We start from the raw sequence: 18,479 nt of genomic DNA, 5'->3' as shown, positions 1-18,479 counted from the left end.
CGGACCGGTCCGCGGATCAGGTCTTCTGGCGGAACTTGCGGACGGCGAGCGGCATGGTGACCGCCGTGATGGCGACGGACCAGGCCAGCGTCATCCACACCGAGTCGCCGACCGGAGTGCCGTTGATCAGGGCACGGGCGGCGTCGGCCAGGTTGGACAGCGGGTTGTAGTCGGTGAAGCTCTGCAGCCAGCCGGGCATGGTGGACGGCATCGCGAAGATCGAGCTGCCGAACTGGAGCGGCATCAGGACCAGCATCGCCATGCCCTGGACGGCCTGCGCGGTCTTCATGGTGAGACCCAGCAGGATGAAGATCCACATCAGCGAGGCGCCGAAGACGACCGACAGACCGATCGCGAAGAACAGGTCCAGGATCGAGCCGTCGATCGACAGGCCGAGGAGGAAACCGACGCAGAGCAGGATCGTGATGGCGATCAGCATCCGGCCGATCTCGACGACGATCTTCGCGAGGAGGACGGACGACCGGGCGATCGGCATGGACCGGAAGCGGTCCATCACGCCCTTCTTGAAGTCGTCGTTGACGCCGGTGCCCACCGCCATGGCGATGTTCATCCCCATCATGGCCATCAGGCCCGGGACCAGGTAGCTGACGTACGCGCCCTGGTTGCCCTTGCCGGAGACCGCGCCGCCGAAGACGAACACGAACAGCAGCGTGAAGATGATCGGCATGAACAGGACGTCGAACATCGACTCGGGGTCCTGTTTGATCTGCAGGGCGTTGCGGCGCACCAGGGCGCCGATGTGCCGCAGGTTGGCCCGCAGGCCGATCCGGCCCTCGCCGGACGGTACGGCCGCCGGAGCCGGGACGGCCGCGGTGTCGGCGGGCTGCTTCGTCGTGGTTACGGTGCTCATGCCGCGACCTCCTGATTCTTCTCGGTGTGCTCGGCGGGAACGGAGTCCCCGATCGAGGACGGCTTCTGCCCGGTGATGGACAGGAACACCTCGTCGAGGCTGGGCAGGTACGTGCCGAGGTCGGCGATCGCGTACCCGCGGGCGGCCAGCAGCCCGACCACGGCGGTCAGCTGCTCGTCGCTCAGGATCGGGACCAGCAGCACGCCCTCGTCCGGCACGGCCTGGGAGCCGGCCACGCCGTCCAGACCGGCCTCGGACAGCGAGCGGGCCATGCCCGGCAGGTCGGAGGGGTCCGCCGGGCGGATCTTCAGGGTGCGGCCGCCGACGCGCGCCTTCAGCTCGTCGACCTTGCCGTTGGCGATGACCTTGCCGCGGTCGATGACCGTCAGCTCGCTGGCGAGCTGCTCGGCCTCCTCCATGTACTGGGTGGTCAGCAGGACGGTCGCGCCCTCGGCGACCAGCCGCTGGACCTCGTCCCACACCTCGTTGCGGGTGCGGGGGTCGAGACCGGTGGTCGGCTCGTCCAGGTAGAGGACGGCCGGGTTGCCGATCAGCGAGGCGGCCAGGTCGAGCCGCCGGCGCATGCCGCCCGAGTAGTTCATGGCGGCCTTCTTCGAGGCCTCCGTCAGGGAGAACCGCTCCAGCATCTCGTCGGCGCGCAGCCGGGCGTCCTTGCGGGACAGGTCCAGCAGCCGGCCGATCATGTACAGGTTCTCCCAGCCGGAGAGCTTCTCGTCGACCGAGGCGTACTGGCCGGTGAGGCCGATGGTCCGGCGCAGCTGCCGGGGCTGGCGGACCACGTCGAACCCGGCGACCCGCGCCGTGCCGGCGTCGGGGATGACCAGGGTGGAGAGGCAGCGGACCAGGGTGGTCTTGCCGGCGCCGTTGGGGCCGAGGACCCCGAGGACGGTGCCCTCGCGGACATCGAGGTCGACACCGTCGAGGGCCTTCGTCTCGCCGTAGTGCTTGACCAGACCCCGCACTTCCACGGCGTTGGGATGCTTGTCGTTTCGCGTCATGCCGACCATGGGACCATCCGCCACTGACAAAGCCCCGACATGCGGCCGACAAGCATCCGACAGCAGACCGACAGCCGGCCGACGGCCCGGCGACGATCCTGGTCGCCGGGCCGCCTCCGTGCCTAGTGGAAGGCGTGCTCCTCCTGCGGGAACGTTCCGCCGACCACGTCCTCGGCGAAGGCCTTCGCCGCGTCGCCCATGGTCTGGCGGAGGTTCGCGTACTGCTTCACGAACCGCGGCATCTTCCCGCCGGTCAGCCCCATCATGTCGGTCCACACCAGCACCTGCGCGTCGCACTCCGAGCCCGCGCCGATGCCGACCGTCGGGATGTGCAGGGACCGGGTGACCTCGGCGGCCAGCTCGGCCGGGACCAGCTCCAGGACCACCGCGAAGGCACCCGCGTCCTGCGCCGCCTTCGCGTCGCGCAGCAGCTGGTGCGCGGCCTCGTCGCTGCGGCCCTGCACCCGGTAGCCCATCGCGTTCACGGACTGCGGGGTCAGACCCAGGTGGGACATGACCGGGATGCCGGACTGCACGATCAGCTCGGTCTGGGCCAGCGAGCGCTCGCCGCCCTCCAGCTTGACCGCCCCGACCCCGGCCTCCTTGACCAGCCGGGTCGCGCTGCGCAGCGCCTGCACGGCGCCTTCCTGGTAGGAGCCGAACGGCAGGTCGCCGACGATCAGGGCCCGGCTGGTGCCCCGTACGACGGCCGCCGACAGCAGGGTCATCTCGTCCATCGTCACGGGGACGGTGGTCTCGTAGCCGAGGTGACAGTTGCCCATCGAGTCGCCGACGAGCATGACCGGGATGCCGGCCTCGTCGAACACCGACGCGGTCATCGCGTCGTAGGCGGTGAGCATGGGCCACTTCTCGCCGCGTTCCTTGGCGAGGGTGAGGTCGCGGACGGTGATGCGCCGGGTGCCCGTGCCCCCGTACAGGGTCGGAGAGGCTTCGCGGGCAGGCGAAACGGCATGCGACATTGCAACTGCTCCTTGTGTCATCTCGAGGCGCCCTCACGGCGTCCCCGGACTCACCCACCATGGTGGCACCCGTCCCGCCCGCGGCGGAAGTGCCACGGAGGGGACACGATGACCGGTCCGTCACACTCCCGGCGCGCCTCCGGCCACGCCCGAGCGAATGTGCGCGTTTCGTGACAAGCGGAACCCCGGCCGCACGGCCGTTCGTCCCTCCGGTTGTATGGCCGCTACGGACGGCACCGAAGGCTCCGTGCATCGCCTAGGGTCAAGGGGCGGGGACGGAGCGCGAGCACGGCAGCGAGGACATGGGCATGGCACAGGCGTACATGACGGAGACGGGGAACGGCGGCTCCGAGCCGGGGCCCTCGCGATCCGGTCTCCGGCGCCGGCTGGCCGGACTGAGGCACGACCGGGGCATCTGGAAGCGCGGCATCGTGACCGCCGCACTGGCCGTACTGACGTCGCTGGTGATGATCCTGCACGCGGAGCTGCCCAACGACGTCGGCAACCTCGGCAGCCTCACCGAGACGTTCCTGCCCTGGCTGGGCGTCATGGTGCCGCTGCTGCTGGTCGCCGCCGTGATCCGCAAGTCCGCCACCGCGCTGATCGCGATACTGCTGACCGCCGCGGTCTGGACGAACCTCTTCGCCGGACTGGTCACCGACAAGTCGGGCCCCGGCGGCAACCTGACGGTCGCCGCGCACAACGTCGACGCCGACAACCCGGACCCGCGCGGCACCGCCGAGTCCGTGGCGAAGTCGCAGGCGGACGTGCTGGCGCTGACCGAGCTCAAGGCGAGCGCCGTCCCCGTCTACGAGAAGGCGCTGGCGAGCACGTACAAGTACCACGCCGTCGAGGGCACGGTCGGCGTGTGGAGCAAGTACCCGCTGACCTCCAGCAAGCCCGTCGACATCCGGCTCGGCTGGGTCCGGGCCATGCGCACCACCGTCGCCGGCCCCACCGGTGCCATCGGCGTCTACGTCGCCCACCTCCCCTCGGTCCGGGTCAAGCTCAACGCCGGTTTCACCGCCAACCAGCGCGACAACAGCGCCGACGCGCTGGGCGCGGCCCTCGCCGCCGAACCGCTGCGGAAGGTCATCCTGCTCGGCGACCTCAACGGCACCATGAACGACCGGGCCCTGTCCGAGGTCACCTCGCAGATGCGGTCCACGCAGGGCGCGGCGGGCGACGGCTTCGGCTTCAGCTGGCCCGCGCAGTTCCCGATGGCCCGCATCGACCAGATCATGGTGCGCGGCATCAAGCCGGAGGCCTCCTGGACCCTGCCGCGCACCGGCAGCGACCACCTGCCCATCGCCGCGAAGCTCACTGTCCGCCCGTAGTCCCCGTACGCGACGGGCCCCGGCGCTTCCTCGGAAGCGGCCGGGGCCCGTCGCGCGTACGGGCGGGCTACGCCTGCTCGCGCCAGCCGTTCGTGATGGGCAGCCGGCGGTCCTTGCCGAAGCCCTTCGCGGAGATCTTCGTGCCCGGCGGGTACTGGCGGCGCTTGTACTCCGCCGTGTCGACCATCCGCAGGGTGCGGGCGACGAGCTCGCGGTCGAAGCCGGCCGCGACGATCGCCTCGAAGCCCTGGTCGCGGTCCACGTAGAGGTCCAGGATCGCGTCCAGCACCGGATAGTCCGGCAGCGAGTCCGTGTCGACCTGGCCCGGGCGCAGCTCGGCGCTCGGCGGCTTCGCGATGGAGTTCTCCGGGATCGGAGGGATCTCGCCGCGCCCGGCGGCGGCCCGGTTGCGGTACCGGGCGAGGCGGAACACGTCCGACTTGTAGACGTCCTTGATGGGGCCGTACGCGCCCACCGAGTCCCCGTACAGGGTGGAGTAGCCGACGGCCAGCTCGGACTTGTTGCCCGGGGCCAGCACGAGGTGGCCCTCCTGGTTGGACACCGCCATCAGCAGGGTGCCGCGCAGCCGGGACTGGAGGTTCTCCTCGGCCAGGCCGGTCAGGCCCAGTGCTCCCATGTAGGCGTCGAACATCGGCTCGATCGACACGGTGCGGAAGTTGAGCCCGGTCCGCTCGGCCAGGTCCGCGGCGTCGCCCCGGGAGTGGTCCGAGGAGTACTTCGAGGGCATCGAGATCCCGTACACGTTCTGCGCGCCGACCGCGTCGCAGGCGACGGCGGCGACGAGCGCGGAGTCGATGCCGCCCGACAGGCCGATCAGGACGGAGTGGAAACCGTTCTTCGTGACGTAGGCGCGCAGGCCGACCACGAGCGCGTCGTAGATCTCCTCGTCGTCGTCGAGGCGGTCGGCGTACCCGCCGGGGACCACGGGCTCGTACGGTTCCACCGGCCCCTCGGAGAGGATCACGCGGTCGATCCGCAGACCGTCGCCGACGATGCCCTCGGGGGCGTCCGGGGCGGCGGCCGGGAGGTCCAGGTCCACCAGTACGCAGCCCTCGGAGAACTGCGGGGCGCGGGCCACGACCTCCCCGGAGGCGTCCACGACGATCGAGTCGCCGTCGAAGACCAGCTCGTCCTGGCCGCCCATCATCGCCACGTAGGCGAGGGTGCAGCCGGCCTCCTGGGCCCGCTTGCGGACCAGTTCGAGGCGCACGTCGTCCTTGTTGCGCTCGTACGGGGAGGCGTTGACGGAGATCAGCAGCCCGGCCCCGGCGGAGCGGGTGGCCGGGACCCGGCCGCCGTCCTGCCAGAGGTCCTCGCAGATCGCCAGGGCCACGTCCACGCCCCGGACCCGCACGACCGGCTGGGTGTCGCCCGGCACGAAGTACCGGAACTCGTCGAACACGCCGTAGTTGGGGAGGTGGTGCTTGGCGAAGCGCAGCACCACCCGGCCGCCGTGCAGGACGGCGGCCGCGTTCTCCGGGGAGCCGGCCGGCTTGCCCAGGCGGGGCACGGCCTGCTCGGTGCGGTCGAGGTAGCCGACGACCACCGGCAGCTCGCCGAGGCCCTCGGCGGCGAGGCGCTCCGCGAGCTCGCGGAGCGCGGTGCGGGAGGCCTCGACGAAGGAGCCGCGCAGGGCGAGGTCCTCGACGGGGTACCCGGTCAGCACCATTTCCGGGAACGCCACCAGGTGAGCGCCCTGCTCGGCGGAGTGCCGGGTCCAGTGGACGACCGAGTCCGCGTTGGCGGCGATGTCGCCGACGTGCGCGTCGATCTGATTCAGAGCGAGACGAAGTTGAGGCACGGAGCCCAGTCTAATCGTCTTTCTGACGCGATGTCCTGGGCTCCGCGCGGATCAGCCGATCGGGCCGCTGAACTTCGCGTCCGGCAGGAGGATGCCGGGGGAGACCTGGGCGTTGATGTTCCTGGTCCCCGCGGGCACCTCGTAGGCGATCGTGCCAGTGGCGGTCTCGCCCGGCTTGACCGTGCCGGAGATGTCCTTGGGCATCCGCCCGTCGTAGACGAGCTTGCCCTCGTTGCCCTTCTCGTCCGTGACGTCGGGCACCGCGTAGATGACCTCGTGCGGCTTGTCGGTGGTGTTGGTGATCGTCATGGTCACCTGGACCGCGTTGCCCACCTCGATGTACTCGCTGCTGGTGACGTACTTCTTCGGCGACGACAGGCTCACCTTGATGCCGTTCGGGTACGTGAACGTCTCGCCGAACGCCAGCGGCGTGCTCAGGCCGGGGCCCTCGCTGGGGACCGCGGGCGGCAGGCCGTACGACGGGATCGCGTACGGCTCGTCCCGCTGCGCCTCCTCGATGCTCTGCTCGACCCGGTCGGACGCCTCGTGCAGGACGGCGACGGTGAGGAACCCGCCGCCGACGGAGGCCAGGAGGCTGAGCCCGCCGAGGACCGTGCCGGCCAGGGCCATGCCCTTGCGCGGGGCGCCGGAGCGGGCCTGGGCCATGGCGGCGATGCCGATGCCGAGGCCGGTCAGGCCGATGAGCGTGCCGATCCAGAAGAAGAACGGCGCGAAGCAGACCGGGAGGGCGACGAGGCCGAGGACCAGGGAGGCGACGGCGAGCCCGTTGGTGGCCCGGGGGGCGGGCGGCGGGTAGCCGGTCTGGCCCGGATATCCGGGGTAGCCGGGGTAGCCCGGACCCCCGCCGACGGGGCCGGCCGGGGCTCCCCAGGCGTTGGCCGGAGCCCCGTAGCCCCCGACGGGCGGGGCGGCGGGCGCGGGCGTGAGCGGCGCGAACTGCCCGGCGGGCGCGGGCGCGCCGGGCGCGGGCGCCGCGAAGGGGTTGTGGTCGGCGGGGGCCGACGGGGCCGCGGGCGCGGCGGGCGGCGGGGTCACCGGGGCCGGCGACGGCGTCACGAGCGTCGGGGTGGCGGGAGCCGCCGGGGTCACCGGAGCGGCCGGAGCCGCCGGGGGCGGCGTCACGGGGGCCGGGACGGCGTCGGCCGGAGCCGGGGTCTTGCTCAGCGAGGGGGCCGCGTCGGCCGGGGCCGCGTCCTGCGGGGCCGGGGCCTTCGACAGGGAGGGCGACGCCGGGCCGGGCCCGGCCGGGGGCCGCTTGTCCAGCGACGGCCGCGCCGGGGTCTCGGGTATGGGCGTGCCCTCGGGCTCCGTCGGCGGACCGGCGGGGCTGCTGGGCGGGTTCGGGGGCGTGCTCATACCTGGGGCGTCCTCGGCGGTGGGTGGGCTGGGGGCCTGCGTGCGTCAGCCTGCCACGGCCGGGCAGCCCCACCAACCGACTTGGCGGCCCCGGCCCGCCCGCCCCGCCCCGGTCGGGGGGAAATGCCCCGGTTCACCCGGCCCGCCGCGTGATCGCGCCGTGCGGTACGGGCACGCGTCCGCCCGCTCGTACGTCTTTCCTGTCGTGGGACCCGGTCGGCCGTCTGGTGGGCTACGGCCGAGGCCCCGGCCCCGGATCTGCTTAGGATTAGTCACACTATGCGTACGAATGGCAGCAACGGCCCCGCCGCCCCGAGCGCCTGGCCCGTCGCCACCCTCATCGGTCTCGGCGCCGCCGCCTACACCGCGTGGGTGCTGGAAGTCGTCCTCTCCACCGGTCTCAACCCCATCGAGACCTACGTCAGCGAGCTCGCCGCGCAGGACCAGCCGCTCGGCGGCCTCTTCCGCGCCACCGACTTCACCGCCGGCGTCCTCGTCTTCCTCGGCGGCCTGCTCGCCCTGGCCCGGCTGCCGCGGTACGCCGAGTCCCGCCGCCCCTGGGCGGTCATCGGCTGGGCCGGCGTCACCCTCTTCGGCGCGGCCACCGCCGCCGACGCCTGGCTGCCGCTGAGCTGCGCGCCCACCGTGGACCCCGAGTGCGCCGCCCGCGAAACCGCCGGACTGGTTCCCGCCACCCATCAGGCCCATGCCGTCAGCAGCAGCCTCGCCATGACCGGCGCCCTCACCGGCATCGTCGCCCTCACCGTCGCGGCCCGCCGCTACGGCTGGTTCGCGCCGCTCGCCCGCTACGGCCCCGCCCTCGTCGCCCTGGAACTCCTCGCCACCGCCTGGACCCTCACCGCCATCGCCCTCTACACCGCCGGGCACGGCACCTGGGCCCTCGGCGCCGGACAGCGGCTCCAGGTGCTGCTCGTGGCGCTCTGGCTGGGCCTGCTCGCCCACTCCGTCCACCGGGAGCGCCGTACGTGAGCGGCGCCGCCGGACGCTTCGTACGCGTCGACGGGGTCCCGCTGCACGTGGTCGTCGAGGGCAGCGGACCGGTCTGCGTCCTGGCCGCCGGACTGGCCATGGCCTGGTTCGACTGGGAGCCCGTCGCCCGGCTGCTCGCCGCCCGGGGCCGCACCGTGGTCCGCTTCGACCGGCCCGGACACGGACTGAGCGGACCGGCCGCCGAGCCCCCGGGCGCGGCCGGCGAGGCCCACCGGATCGCCGCCCTCCTCGACGCCCTCGGCCCGGCCGGCTCCGGTCCCGTCACCGTCGTCGGGCACTCCATCGCCGGATTCCACGCCGAGGCCTTCGCCCGCCTGTACCCGGAGCGCACCGCGGCCGCCGTCCTCCTCGACTCCAGCGTCGAGGAGGACCCCCGTACGCTCCTGCCCGCCGCCTGGCGCACCGGCGCCGCCCGGGCCGCCGGCCGCGCGGTGACCGCCGCCGGCCTTCCCGCAGCGCTCGGCCCGGCCGCCCGCGCCCTCGTCGTACGGGCCTCCCGGACCGGCGGGGGCGACCCGGCCCCCCGGGACCTCGTACGCCGCTGCTACCGCACCGGGCGCGTGTGGCGGGGGGCGCTGCTGGAGAACTCCCGCTACCCCGACATGGCCGCCGAGGTGGCCGCCCTGCGGGAGACCCGCCCCACGGCCGTGCCCTTCACCGTCCTCGTGGGCCACCCCGGCGGCGCCGGGCGCGGGGCCCTGCGCTGGCTCGCCCGCCAGGAGGCCCTGGCCGAGCGGCTCGGTGCCCGCTTCGAGGTGGCCGAACCCGCCGGCCACCTCGTCATGCTGGACCGCCCGCACCAGGTGGCGCGGGCGGTCCTGGAAGCGGCGCGGCCCCGTCAGCCCCGCGCGTAGACCTGCTCCGCCCAGTCGGCGATCTGCTTGTCCGAGAGGTGCCGGGCCAGGTCGGCCTCGCTGATCATGCCGACCAGCTTCTTGTCCCTGATCACGGGCAGCCGCTTGATCTGGTGGCTCTGCATCTCCTCCAGCACCTCGGAGACGTCCGCGCCCGCGTCGATCCAGCGCGGGGTGCCCTTCGCCATGTCGCCCGCCGTCACCTTCGACGGGTCGTGGCCCTTGGCCACGCAGCCGATCACGATGTCGCGGTCGGTCAGGATGCCGCAGAGCCGTTGCTCGGCGTCGCTGATGGGCAGCGCGCCCACGTTGAGGCGGCTCATCAGCTGAGCGGCCCGGTCCAGGGTCTCGGTGGCGGGAATCCACTGGGCCCCGGGGTGCATGATCTCTCCGGCGGTGGTCATGGGTGAACCTCCTGAGCACGCCGTCGCGGCGGGCGCGGACGCGTCCGTCCCGGCCTCCCCATCCTCGTTCGCCCGTTCGGGCTACGCGACTCCACACGAAGCGGACGCGCCCGTACGGGTGGCGAGGGCGACCCCCTCCCACCTGCGTACGGGCGCGTCCCGACGGGCCCCGCGTCAGCCGCGCGGCGCCGCCCCGCGCTGCCGCAGCATGTCCGCCATCAGGGTGAGCTCCGACTGCTGGGCCTCCACCATGCCCTGGGCCAGCGAGCGCTCCGCCGGGGTCTGGCACTGGCGCGCGCAGCCCTCGGCCATGGCGACCCCGCCCCTGTGGTGGTCGGTCATCAACTGGAGGTAGAGCACCTCCGCGTCCCGGCCGCCGGCGGCGCCGAGCCGCGTCAGCTCCTCCTTCGTGGCCATGCCCGGCATGATCGCCCCGGACCCGGCGGGCGGCGCCGGCGCGGCGGAGTGACCCGCGTGCCCGCCGTGGCCGCCCCCGGACGTTCCCATCCACGCCATCGGCGGCTCGTCGGCCACCACCTTCGGCAGCCCCCACAGGTCCAGCCAGCCCAGCAGCATGCCGCGCTGGTTGGCCTGCGTGTTGGCGATGTCGTAGGCGAGGCTGCGGACCGGCTCGTCCTGGGTGCGGTCCCGGACGAGGAAGGACATCTCCACCGCCTGCTGGTGGTGCGTCGCCATGTCCCGGGCGAAGCCCGCGTCCGGCGAGTGCAGGGCCGGCGTACGGGCCGCGTCGGAGCCGCCGCCCGAGCCGCTCGCGGTGGCGACCGTGGCCCCCACCGCGAGCAGCACCGCCAGGACGACGGCCGCGCCCGCGGCCCAGTACGTACGGCTCACTTGTCGGCCAGCCCGTTCGTGCAGGCGGCGCCCGGCTCCGGGGTCTGCGCGCCCATCACGTACTTGGTGAAGAACTGCTCGACCCGGGGATCGGCCGCACCGTCCACGGTCACCTGCTTGCCCCACGCGCTGAGCATGATCGCGCCGGTCTGTTCCTTGACCGGGCTCATCAGCGTGTACGGGGTCTTGCCCACCTTCTCGGCGAGCTTGTCGAGGTCGGCCTTGGGGGCCTTCTCGTTGTACGTCACCCAGACCGCGCCGTGCTCCAGCGAGTGGACGGCGTTCACCTCCGGCACCGGGTTCTTGTAGACGTCGCCGTTGCAGTTCATCCATCGGGGGTGGTGGTCCCCGCCGACCGGCGGGTTCATCTCGTACTTGACCGGCGTCTCGACGTGGTTGCGGCCGAGCTTCTTCGCGTCCCATTCCTGCTCGCCGCCGACCGGGTTCTTGATGGCCGCGGCCTTGGCCTTGTCCGCGGCCTCGTCCTTCTGCTTCTGGTCGATCATCACCCACGCGGCGAAGCCGACGAGCCCGGCGACGACGGCCGTCGAAGCCGTGATCGCGATGGCCTTGTTACGCCGGTCGCGTGCTTTGTCGGCGCGGCGCATCTCGGCTATGCGTGCCTGGCGGGAGTGCTGGTCGGACGTCCTGCTGGCCATGTGCCCTGGTTCCTTCTGCTGAGGGGGGTGTCGGGGTGGAGCCTGTGCTGCTGTGCGGTGGGGCGCCGGACCCGTCAGGTCCGCAGCACCTGCAGGGCGTGCAGGTCGGGGGCCCGTGCGAGCGTCCCGGGCGGCCGTACGGGCCCCGCGGACGCCGTACGCACGGCGGGTCCGGGCCCGGCCCCCGCGACGGCCACGGCGGGCGGCGGGGCGGGCAGGACGGCCGGTGTCACGTGGGAGAGCGGCGAACAGCCCGGCAGGTCGTACGGGGACGCGCAGACGGCGTGCGGGGCCTGCGCCCGTACGGGATCCGGCACGTGCGCGTCGGCGGGCCGCACGCACAGGAACGCCACGCCGGCCGCCACCGCGAACGCGATCAGCAGGAGGACGGCGGCCCGGCGCACGGGCGGCCGCCCGCGGTCCCCGCGCCCGATGTGCTCCCCAGCCCCCATGGGCGCCGATGGTAATGCTCATGACGGGCCTGCGGTCAGTGCGGGGTGTCATCACCTTTCGGGGGTGCGTAATGTGGCGGAAACCACCGCTGGCGATACTGGGCCGGCCCGACTGTGCCCCCCTGCTCCTCGGGGCGGTGGTGCACAGGCCGTCTGAACTGCGAGGATGAAGGCATGGACAAGCAGCAGGAATTCGTCCTCCGGACGCTCGAGGAGCGAGACATCCGCTTCGTGCGCCTGTGGTTCACCGACGTACTGGGCTTCCTGAAGTCCGTCGCGGTCGCCCCCGCCGAGCTGGAGCAGGCCTTCGACGAGGGCATCGGTTTCGACGGCTCCGCGATCGAGGGCTTCGCCCGGGTCTACGAGTCCGACATGATCGCCAAGCCGGACCCGAGCACCTTCCAGATACTGCCGTGGCGCGCCGAGGCCCCGGGGACCGCCCGGATGTTCTGCGACATCCTCATGCCGGACGGCTCCCCGTCCTTCGCGGACCCCCGCTACGTCCTCAAGCGGATCCTCGCCAAGACCTCCGACCTGGGCTTCACCTTCTACACCCACCCGGAGATCGAGTTCTTCCTGCTGAAGGACAAGCCGCTGGACGGCTCCCGCCCGGTCCCGGCGGACAACTCCGGCTACTTCGACCACACTCCGCAGAACGTCGGCATGGACTTCCGCCGCCAGGCGATCACCATGCTCGAATCCATGGGCATCTCGGTGGAGTTCAGCCACCACGAGGGCGCGCCCGGGCAGCAGGAGATCGACCTGCGCTACGCGGACGCCCTCTCCACGGCCGACAACATCATGACCTTCCGCCTCGTCATGAAGCAGGTCGCCCTGGAACAGGGCGTCCAGGCCACCTTCATGCCGAAGCCGTTCTCGGAGTACCCGGGTTCGGGCATGCACACCCACCTGTCCCTCTTCGAGGGCGACCGCAACGCCTTCTACGAGTCGGGCGCCGAGTACCAGCTGTCGAAGGTGGGCCGCTCCTTCATCGCGGGCCTGCTGAAGCACGCCGCCGAGACGGCCGCGGTCACCAACCAGTGGGTCAACTCGTACAAGCGGATCTGGGGCGGCTCCTCGCGCACCGCCGGCTCCGGCGGCGAGGCCCCCTCGTACATCTGCTGGGGCCACAACAACCGCTCCGCGCTGATCCGCGTCCCGATGTACAAGCCGGGCAAGACGGGCTCCTCGCGCGTCGAGGTCCGCTCGATCGACTCGGGCGCCAACCCGTACCTGACGTACGCCGTCCTCCTCGCGGCGGGCCTCAAGGGCATCGAGGAGGGCTACGAACTCCCGGCGGGCGCCGACGACGACGTGTGGGCCCTGTCCGACGCCGAACGCCGCGCGATGGGCATCGAGCCCCTCCCGCAGAACCTCGGCGAGGCCATCTCCCTGATGGAGCGCAGCGAACTGGTCGCCGAGACCCTCGGCGAGCACGTCTTCGACTTCTTCCTCCGCAACAAGAAGCAGGAGTGGGAGGAGTACCGCTCGGAGGTCACCGCCTTCGAACTCCGCAAGAACCTCCCGGTGCTGTAGCCGCAGGTCACAGCACCTCCGGGCCGACGGTCGACGACCGTCGGCCCGGAGTCGTATCCGTCGGTCCGGAAGGTGGCGGCATGCCGTCGAAGGTGACGCTCGCGGTGCTGGGTGCCGGGGAGCGCGGTACGGGGTACGGGGCCTGGGCGCTGGCGCATCCGGAGCGGGCCGGGGTCGTGGCGGTGGCCGAGCCGCTGCGGGTCCGGCGGGAGCGGTTCGCGGCCGCCCACGGTCTGGGCGCCGGTGCGGCGGTCGACGACTGGCGGGCCCTGGCGGCCCGGGGACGCGTCGCGGACGCGGTGCTGGTCTGCACGCTGGACCGCGATCACCTGGAGCCCGTCCTGGCGTTCGCCGCGCTCGGCCACCACATCCTGCTGGAGAAGCCGATGGCGCTCACGGAGGGCGAGTGCCGGCGGATCGTCGCCGCGGTGGAGGAGGCCGGGGTGATCCTCGCGGTCGGCCACGTCCTGCGCTACACGCCCTACACGCGGGCCCTGAAGGGCGTCGTGGACTCCGGCCGGCTGGGGGAGGTCGTCAGCGTCCAGCACCTCGAACCGGTCGGCTTCTGGCACCAGGCCCACTCGTTCGTACGGGGCAACTGGCGCCGCGAGGACCGGGCGGCCTCGATGCTGATGGCGAAGTCCTGCCACGACCTGGACTGGTTGCAGTACGTCCTCGGACGGCCGCCGGCACGGGTCTCCAGCTTCGGGCGGCTGAGCCACTTCCGCCCCGAGAACCGGCCCGTGGGCGCCGCCGACCGCTGCCTGGACTGCGCGGTGGAAGCGGCCTGCCCGTACTCCGCCCCGCGCGACTACGGGGACCGGCTCGCCGCCGGACGGCACGGATGGCCGCTGAGCGTGGTCGTCGACGAGTTCACCCCGCGGGCCCTGGACGCCGCGCTGCGGGAGGGGCCGTACGGCCGGTGCGTGTACGCCTGCGACAACGACGTGGTCGACCACCAGGTGGTGGCCATGGAGTTCGACTCCGGCGCCACGGCCACCTTCACCATGACCGCGTTCACCGAACAGGCAGACCGCCAGACCCGCGTCTTCGGCACCAGGGGCGAACTGCGGGGCGACGGCAGGCGGGTGCGGGTGTACGACTTCCTGACCCGCACCGAGGAGCTCGTCGAGTTCGACGCCGAGGGGACGATGGACGCCGGGGGCGGTCACGGCGGCGGCGACGCCGGTCTGATGGACGCCTTCGTCGCCGCCGTGGCGGCGGGCGACCCCGGCTTGGTGAAGTCGGGTCCGCGGGAGTCCCTCACCAGCCACCTGACGGTGCTGGCCGCCGAACGGGCCAGGCGTGACGGCACGGTCGAGACCGTCGTACGGCAGGGCGACGGTGCCTCCTGACGCGGACTCGGGGCCCGACGCGGGTGCGGATCCGGTCGCCTCCGGCTGTCGGAACGACGACGGGCCGCCCTCCCGGGGCGCAGCGGGGAGAGCGGCCGGTCTTCAGGATCCCGGTCATGCGCAAGGGTTGTTTTCCTTATCGTGAATGCGTCAACGGGGCCCCGCGTGGGGCCTCTTCGTCATCTTCTTCGCTCATTCTCACGAGAATTCCTCCGGGCGTGGGCCGCGTTCGTCGTGCCGTGCTGTGTCGTGCTGGGCCGTGCTTGTGGTCCCGGGCTCGCCGTCACCCCCGTGGCAGGGCGGGCACCGGTTCCGTTTCTGTTCCCGTTCCGGCTCCTTCGGTCCGCAGGCGGTCCGCGACCCGGTCGAGGAGGGCGTCCCACGAGGGACCGGTGAGCTCTCCGTGCTCTGCCACCAGGGACTCCTCGTTCCTCTCAAGGCAGGAGCGGAGCAGGTCGGCCAGTTCTGGCATGTGTTACCTCGGCTTTCGGTGAAGGGCTGTATCGAGTCCGCTGCGGGTCCCTAGGACCCAACCTGGGATCACGGGCCGCGCCGCGACGGGCGCGGCCCGTGATCCCGAGAAGAGCTCTAGTCGGCTGCTCCGAATTCATCCAGGACGGCGCGTCCGTGCGGAGTCAGGTACAGGTTCACCTTTTCCAGCCTGCGGCTGACCGTTTTGCGGTCGATCCCCAGGTACCGGGCGATTTCCGTCTTACTGAGACCTTCCGCAATGTAGAGCCGTCCTACATCGCGAATTCCCTTCTCCTCGGGCAGGGCCTTTTCCAGGAGCTCCTCGACCGCCCGCTGGGCGAGGTACGCCTTCGGTTCCGGATCGGTGTAGGAGCCCTCGGGCAGCACGTCCGCCGGGTAGGACCGGTCCCGGTCGTAGCGGCGGCAGGCCTCGGCGATCTCGTCGGCGGTGACCTTCGCCGCGAAGGCCCGGCCGCCGTCGTCCCGGTCGAGCGTGAAGTCCGGGTCCGACCACCGCAGGAAGAGCCGGACGAGGACGTTCTGCACGATGTCGTCACGGTCCCGGGCGAGGCCCTTGGCGAGGATCCGCCGGTTGATGAAGGGCATCAGCCGTTCGAGCTCGGCGACCCGTTCCGGGGGGAGGTTCCGGCCCGGACCGGTCAGGTGCGTCGGCGGCCCGGCGTCGTGCGCCACGGGTGCGTTGTGCATCTGGTTCCTTTCCTCGACTTCCGAGGTCGCTGCGCGGACCTCTTGCCATGAACGCCGTTGGAAAGAAACGGAGATGGGGCATTCGATCTACGTAACTTTCCGTTCGGCCCTGGCCAAGGCCGAGCGGGGGCCGGTGAGTTGGGCGGGTCAGCCGAGGACGTGGAGGAGGAAGAGGGCCACGCCGACGCCGACCAGGAGCGCCGTGCCCAGCAGCGGGGAGAGGAAGGCCAGGTACGTCACCAGACCGGCGACGATCAGGGTGAGCAGGATCAGGCGCATCTTCGCCAGGACGGGGTCGGGGTTCATGGGTGTGCTGCTCCCGGGACTCGGGGCCGCGGCCGCGGCCTGGGGACCCCCGCCGTGCGCGGAGTGTCGTCCCTTACGCCGTCCGGCGCGGGCCCGGACGGGGCGGACGGCTCCCGAATGTGGGCCGCGTCACGCGGAGCGGACCCGCGTACGGCCCCGCCGTCCGGGCAGGGCCGGCAGGGGCCGTGGGGGCCGGGCAGGGCCGCAGGGGCCTGGTCAGACCGCCGGCAGGGGCGGCGGGACCGCCGGGCGCCAGGTGGGGGCGGGGCCGGCGGTGGCGGTGTGGAGCTGCGCGTCGAGGCCCAGGACGGCCGTGGTGGTGGCGCCGCCCGCTTCGAGGACGGCCGAGGGGGCGCCCGCGTACAGCATCCGGGACTCGGTCCAGGCGGGCGGCCCGCCCAGCGGGGCTGCGGCGATGGTGCCGGTGTCGGCGCGGCCCGTCACCAGGCGGCCCGCGACGCCCACGGCCCCGTACCCGGCCCGGCCGCCGGCCTCCGCGAGGGCGGAGACCCGGGGTGCTCCGGGGCCCGCCGTCACCAGGGCGCTGCGGACCGCGCCCGAGTCGGGGCGCCGGAAGTAGAGGCGGACGCCCGGGCCGTCCGGGGTCGCGGTCAGGGGGACGGTGGTGGCGGGGAGCGCGGTGGGGTAGGGCCCGGCGAGCGGGTCTCCGGGGGAGGGCTGCGTCCAGGCGAGGACGGACTTGGCGGTGCTGGCGTACACGTGGCGCCGGCCGGCCGCGTCCACGACGGCCACCGGGTCGCTCTGCAGGTCCTCGCCGCCCAGGCGCTGCCATCCGCCGAAGGCGCCCGACGGCTCCTGGACGCTCGCGCGCAGGGTCCGGCGGGTGTCGCGGAGGTAGACGGTGAGCCGGCCGGCCGCGTCGACGGCGGCGGCGGGCGCGCTGATCGCGGAGGTGCCGGGTTCGTCCCCGGGTTCGGGGGTGCCGAGCGACTGCCAGGCCCCGAACGGCCCGTCGGGCGCCGTCTGGAGGGCGAGGACGACCTCGCGCCGGTAGTCGGCGGGCCGGGGGCCGAGCGTGGTGCGGGTGGCGAGGACCGCGATGCGGCCGTCGGGGAGGCGGGCCGTGGTGGCGCCCGGGTCGATGCCGGTGCCGGGGAGCAGGGCCGGGCCCGTCCAGGTGCCGGCCCGGTCGCGGGTCCACACCGCCGTCCGGCCGTCCAGTACGGCGAAGGCCCAGAGCCGGCCGGGCGTGCCCTCGGTCAGCCAGGAGGTGGTGTCGGCCCGCGCGTAGCGCAGCGACTGGGCCCAGTTGCGGCCGGTGGGACTGCCCGCCACCTTGCGGTCGCCGCAGCCCGAGGGGCTGCCGCAGTAGTCCGCCCGGTCCTGCCAGGCATACGTCCGCAGGAAGCCGGTCTTGGTCTCGGCGGTCTGCGGGTCCAGCGCGTGCGGGAGGGCTCCGTTGTGGTAGCCGAGGTAGTTCTGGACCGAGAAGCGGGGGCGGTCGGTGACCCGTTCCGCGTACGCCGCGGTGGCGGCCTGCACGAAGCGGGCGCCGTACATGTGGTCCTGGTGGTCGGTGTACTTGCCGGTCTGCTCGTACCGGCCGGGCGTGGGGTCCTGCATCCGTATCGTCGTCGGCCGGTACTGCTCCAGGATCCCGGATATCGCCTGGACCGCCTGGTCCTTGGTGTACGTGAACGGCCGCTTGGCCGGGGTGCCCGAGGCCGGCTGGGTTCCGAGCGCGGGTATCTCCCCGTTCCACAGGCCGCGCAGGCTGTCCGGGTTGTTCCCGGCCGGGCTGCGGGCCTCGCGCAGCTGGAGCCAGACGAGGTGGATCTCGGGGCGGGCGACGAGGACGTCGAGCTCGGCCTCGCCGCCGCCCGCGGTCGGTATGACCGTGCGCTTCCACGCGCTGGTGCGGTCGCCGGTGGCCATCTGGGCGTAGGCGGCGCGGATGCCGTTCTGCCGGGCCTCCGCGTAGTGGGTGCGGTCGGCGGGCTGTTCGGGGTCCTTGGCCTCGCCGCCGCGGGCCTCGTTGCGGCCGTCGGCCTCGCCCGAGGTCAGGTAGGCGGTGGTGACCCGGGTCCCGGCGGCCAGGGACCGGCTGAGGTCGGGGTTCATGAAGAACAGGTCGTCGTCGGGGTGGGCGACGACCTGCACCACCGTCCCGGCCGTGGTGCTCGCCGGGAGGGCGGGGGCCGGCTTCATCGCCCCGTTGGCCTCGGCCGAGGTCTGCTGGCCGGAGGCGACGGCGAGCACGCCGGTGGCGCCCACGGTGAGCATGGGCAGCACGGCCGCGAGGAGGAAGCGGCGGCGGGATACGGGCATCGGTCACGCCTTGAGGTCGTTCCGGGCGGGAAGAACCGCTGTGCAGTCAGTGAGAGGCGAAATCGGGGGAGTTGGTTCACCGATTCCGCCGATGACGCACGCTTTCCGAAAACGACCGGATGTGATGGTGCCCGCCCGGGACCGGAGCCGCCCACGTGTCCGGATCGTGGACGCGG

The 18,479-nt window shown here is 72.8% G+C and carries 18 protein-coding genes; 5 read left to right on the top strand and 13 right to left on the bottom strand.

Translation table 11 applies throughout. The annotated features are described in order from the left end of the window. Positions 1-16: 16 nt before the first annotated feature. From AC07B0_RS17825 to panB, 3 genes are all read right to left on the bottom strand, one after another. Positions 17-871 carry an ABC transporter permease gene (locus AC07B0_RS17825; protein ID WP_478864698.1) on the bottom strand — a complete coding sequence of 285 codons (855 nt, stop codon included), beginning with the start codon at positions 869-871 and terminating at the stop codon, positions 17-19. Next, positions 868-1,899 (bottom strand): ATP-binding cassette domain-containing protein, encoded by a 1,032-nt coding sequence (locus tag AC07B0_RS17820; protein WP_478898562.1) that lies wholly within the window; start codon positions 1,897-1,899, stop codon positions 868-870. The genes AC07B0_RS17825 and AC07B0_RS17820 overlap by 4 nt, the downstream gene beginning before the upstream one ends. 113 nt (positions 1,900-2,012) lie before the next feature. Next, entirely contained in the window at positions 2,013-2,870 is an 858-nt protein-coding gene (gene panB / locus AC07B0_RS17815; RefSeq protein WP_467290899.1) for a 3-methyl-2-oxobutanoate hydroxymethyltransferase, read from the bottom strand. Positions 2,871-3,178: 308 nt separating this feature from the next. Between panB and AC07B0_RS17810 the strand changes: the two genes are divergently transcribed. Continuing rightward, positions 3,179-4,207 carry an endonuclease/exonuclease/phosphatase family protein gene (locus AC07B0_RS17810; RefSeq protein WP_356877443.1) on the top strand — a complete coding sequence of 343 codons (1,029 nt, stop codon included), beginning with the start codon at positions 3,179-3,181 and terminating at the stop codon, positions 4,205-4,207. Positions 4,208-4,274: 67 nt separating this feature from the next. On the opposite strand, the gene AC07B0_RS17805 is transcribed toward AC07B0_RS17810, so the two are convergent. Together AC07B0_RS17805 and AC07B0_RS17800 are read right to left on the bottom strand one after the other, a co-directional pair. Beyond that, complete coding sequence (locus tag AC07B0_RS17805) at positions 4,275-6,029, bottom strand: NAD+ synthase (RefSeq protein WP_469379872.1); 1,755 nt, start codon at positions 6,027-6,029, stop codon at positions 4,275-4,277. 51 nt (positions 6,030-6,080) lie between these two features. After that, the gene (locus AC07B0_RS17800; protein WP_478898561.1) at positions 6,081-7,406 is read right to left on the bottom strand and encodes a DUF4190 domain-containing protein; all 1,326 of its coding nucleotides are present in this window, start codon (positions 7,404-7,406) and stop codon (positions 6,081-6,083) included. A gap of 279 nt (positions 7,407-7,685) precedes the next feature. Here AC07B0_RS17800 and AC07B0_RS17795 point away from each other — a divergent pair, with 279 nt between their 5' ends. Then, a complete protein-coding gene (locus AC07B0_RS17795; RefSeq protein WP_356877449.1) occupies positions 7,686-8,396 on the top strand; it encodes a DUF998 domain-containing protein in 711 nt (236 codons plus the stop codon). Beyond that, on the top strand, positions 8,393-9,271 hold the full coding sequence (locus AC07B0_RS17790; protein WP_469379876.1) for an alpha/beta fold hydrolase: 879 nt from the start codon (positions 8,393-8,395) through the stop codon (positions 9,269-9,271). The genes AC07B0_RS17795 and AC07B0_RS17790 overlap by 4 nt, the downstream gene beginning before the upstream one ends. On the opposite strand, the gene AC07B0_RS17785 is transcribed toward AC07B0_RS17790, so the two are convergent. From AC07B0_RS17785 to AC07B0_RS17770, 4 genes are all read right to left on the bottom strand, one after another. Then, a complete protein-coding gene (locus AC07B0_RS17785; protein WP_356877452.1) occupies positions 9,256-9,675 on the bottom strand; it encodes a CBS domain-containing protein in 420 nt (139 codons plus the stop codon). The two genes, AC07B0_RS17790 and AC07B0_RS17785, sit on opposite strands and share 16 nt — an antisense overlap. A 174-nt stretch (positions 9,676-9,849) precedes the next feature. Next, positions 9,850-10,527, bottom strand: a complete 678-nt coding sequence (locus AC07B0_RS17780; RefSeq protein ID WP_478898560.1) for a DUF305 domain-containing protein — start codon at positions 10,525-10,527, stop codon at positions 9,850-9,852. Then, positions 10,524-11,186 carry a DUF3105 domain-containing protein gene (locus tag AC07B0_RS17775; RefSeq protein WP_356877454.1) on the bottom strand — a complete coding sequence of 221 codons (663 nt, stop codon included), beginning with the start codon at positions 11,184-11,186 and terminating at the stop codon, positions 10,524-10,526. Before AC07B0_RS17775 ends, AC07B0_RS17780 begins: the two co-directional genes overlap by 4 nt. 74 nt (positions 11,187-11,260) lie before the next feature. Further along, positions 11,261-11,638, bottom strand: coding sequence for a hypothetical protein (locus AC07B0_RS17770; protein WP_356877455.1), 378 nt, complete (start codon positions 11,636-11,638; stop codon positions 11,261-11,263). A 174-nt stretch (positions 11,639-11,812) separates the two neighbouring features. Here AC07B0_RS17770 and AC07B0_RS17765 point away from each other — a divergent pair, with 174 nt between their 5' ends. Both AC07B0_RS17765 and AC07B0_RS17760 read left to right on the top strand, forming a co-directional pair. Beyond that, entirely contained in the window at positions 11,813-13,174 is a 1,362-nt protein-coding gene (locus AC07B0_RS17765; protein WP_285542283.1) for a glutamine synthetase family protein, read from the top strand. Between the two features lie 80 nt (positions 13,175-13,254). After that, on the top strand, positions 13,255-14,529 hold the full coding sequence (locus AC07B0_RS17760) for a Gfo/Idh/MocA family protein (protein ID WP_478898559.1): 1,275 nt from the start codon (positions 13,255-13,257) through the stop codon (positions 14,527-14,529). Positions 14,530-14,812: 283 nt separating this feature from the next. On the opposite strand, the gene AC07B0_RS17755 is transcribed toward AC07B0_RS17760, so the two are convergent. From AC07B0_RS17755 to AC07B0_RS17740, 4 genes are all read right to left on the bottom strand, one after another. Beyond that, positions 14,813-15,001 (bottom strand): hypothetical protein, encoded by a 189-nt coding sequence (locus tag AC07B0_RS17755; protein WP_478898558.1) that lies wholly within the window; start codon positions 14,999-15,001, stop codon positions 14,813-14,815. Positions 15,002-15,117: 116 nt separating this feature from the next. After that, on the bottom strand, positions 15,118-15,708 hold the full coding sequence (locus AC07B0_RS17750; protein ID WP_356877458.1) for a sigma-70 family RNA polymerase sigma factor: 591 nt from the start codon (positions 15,706-15,708) through the stop codon (positions 15,118-15,120). A gap of 147 nt (positions 15,709-15,855) precedes the next feature. Beyond that, positions 15,856-16,014, bottom strand: coding sequence for a hypothetical protein (locus AC07B0_RS17745; RefSeq protein WP_356877459.1), 159 nt, complete (start codon positions 16,012-16,014; stop codon positions 15,856-15,858). Positions 16,015-16,230: 216 nt separating this feature from the next. Further along, entirely contained in the window at positions 16,231-18,303 is a 2,073-nt protein-coding gene (locus tag AC07B0_RS17740) for a PIG-L family deacetylase (RefSeq protein WP_356877460.1), read from the bottom strand. Positions 18,304-18,479: the final 176 nt, after the last annotated feature.

Source organism: Streptomyces sp. NPDC044704, assembly GCF_056433525.1.
The sequence above is the reverse complement of the archived record's forward strand: the minus strand, read 5'-3'. Positions and strand labels throughout refer to the sequence as shown.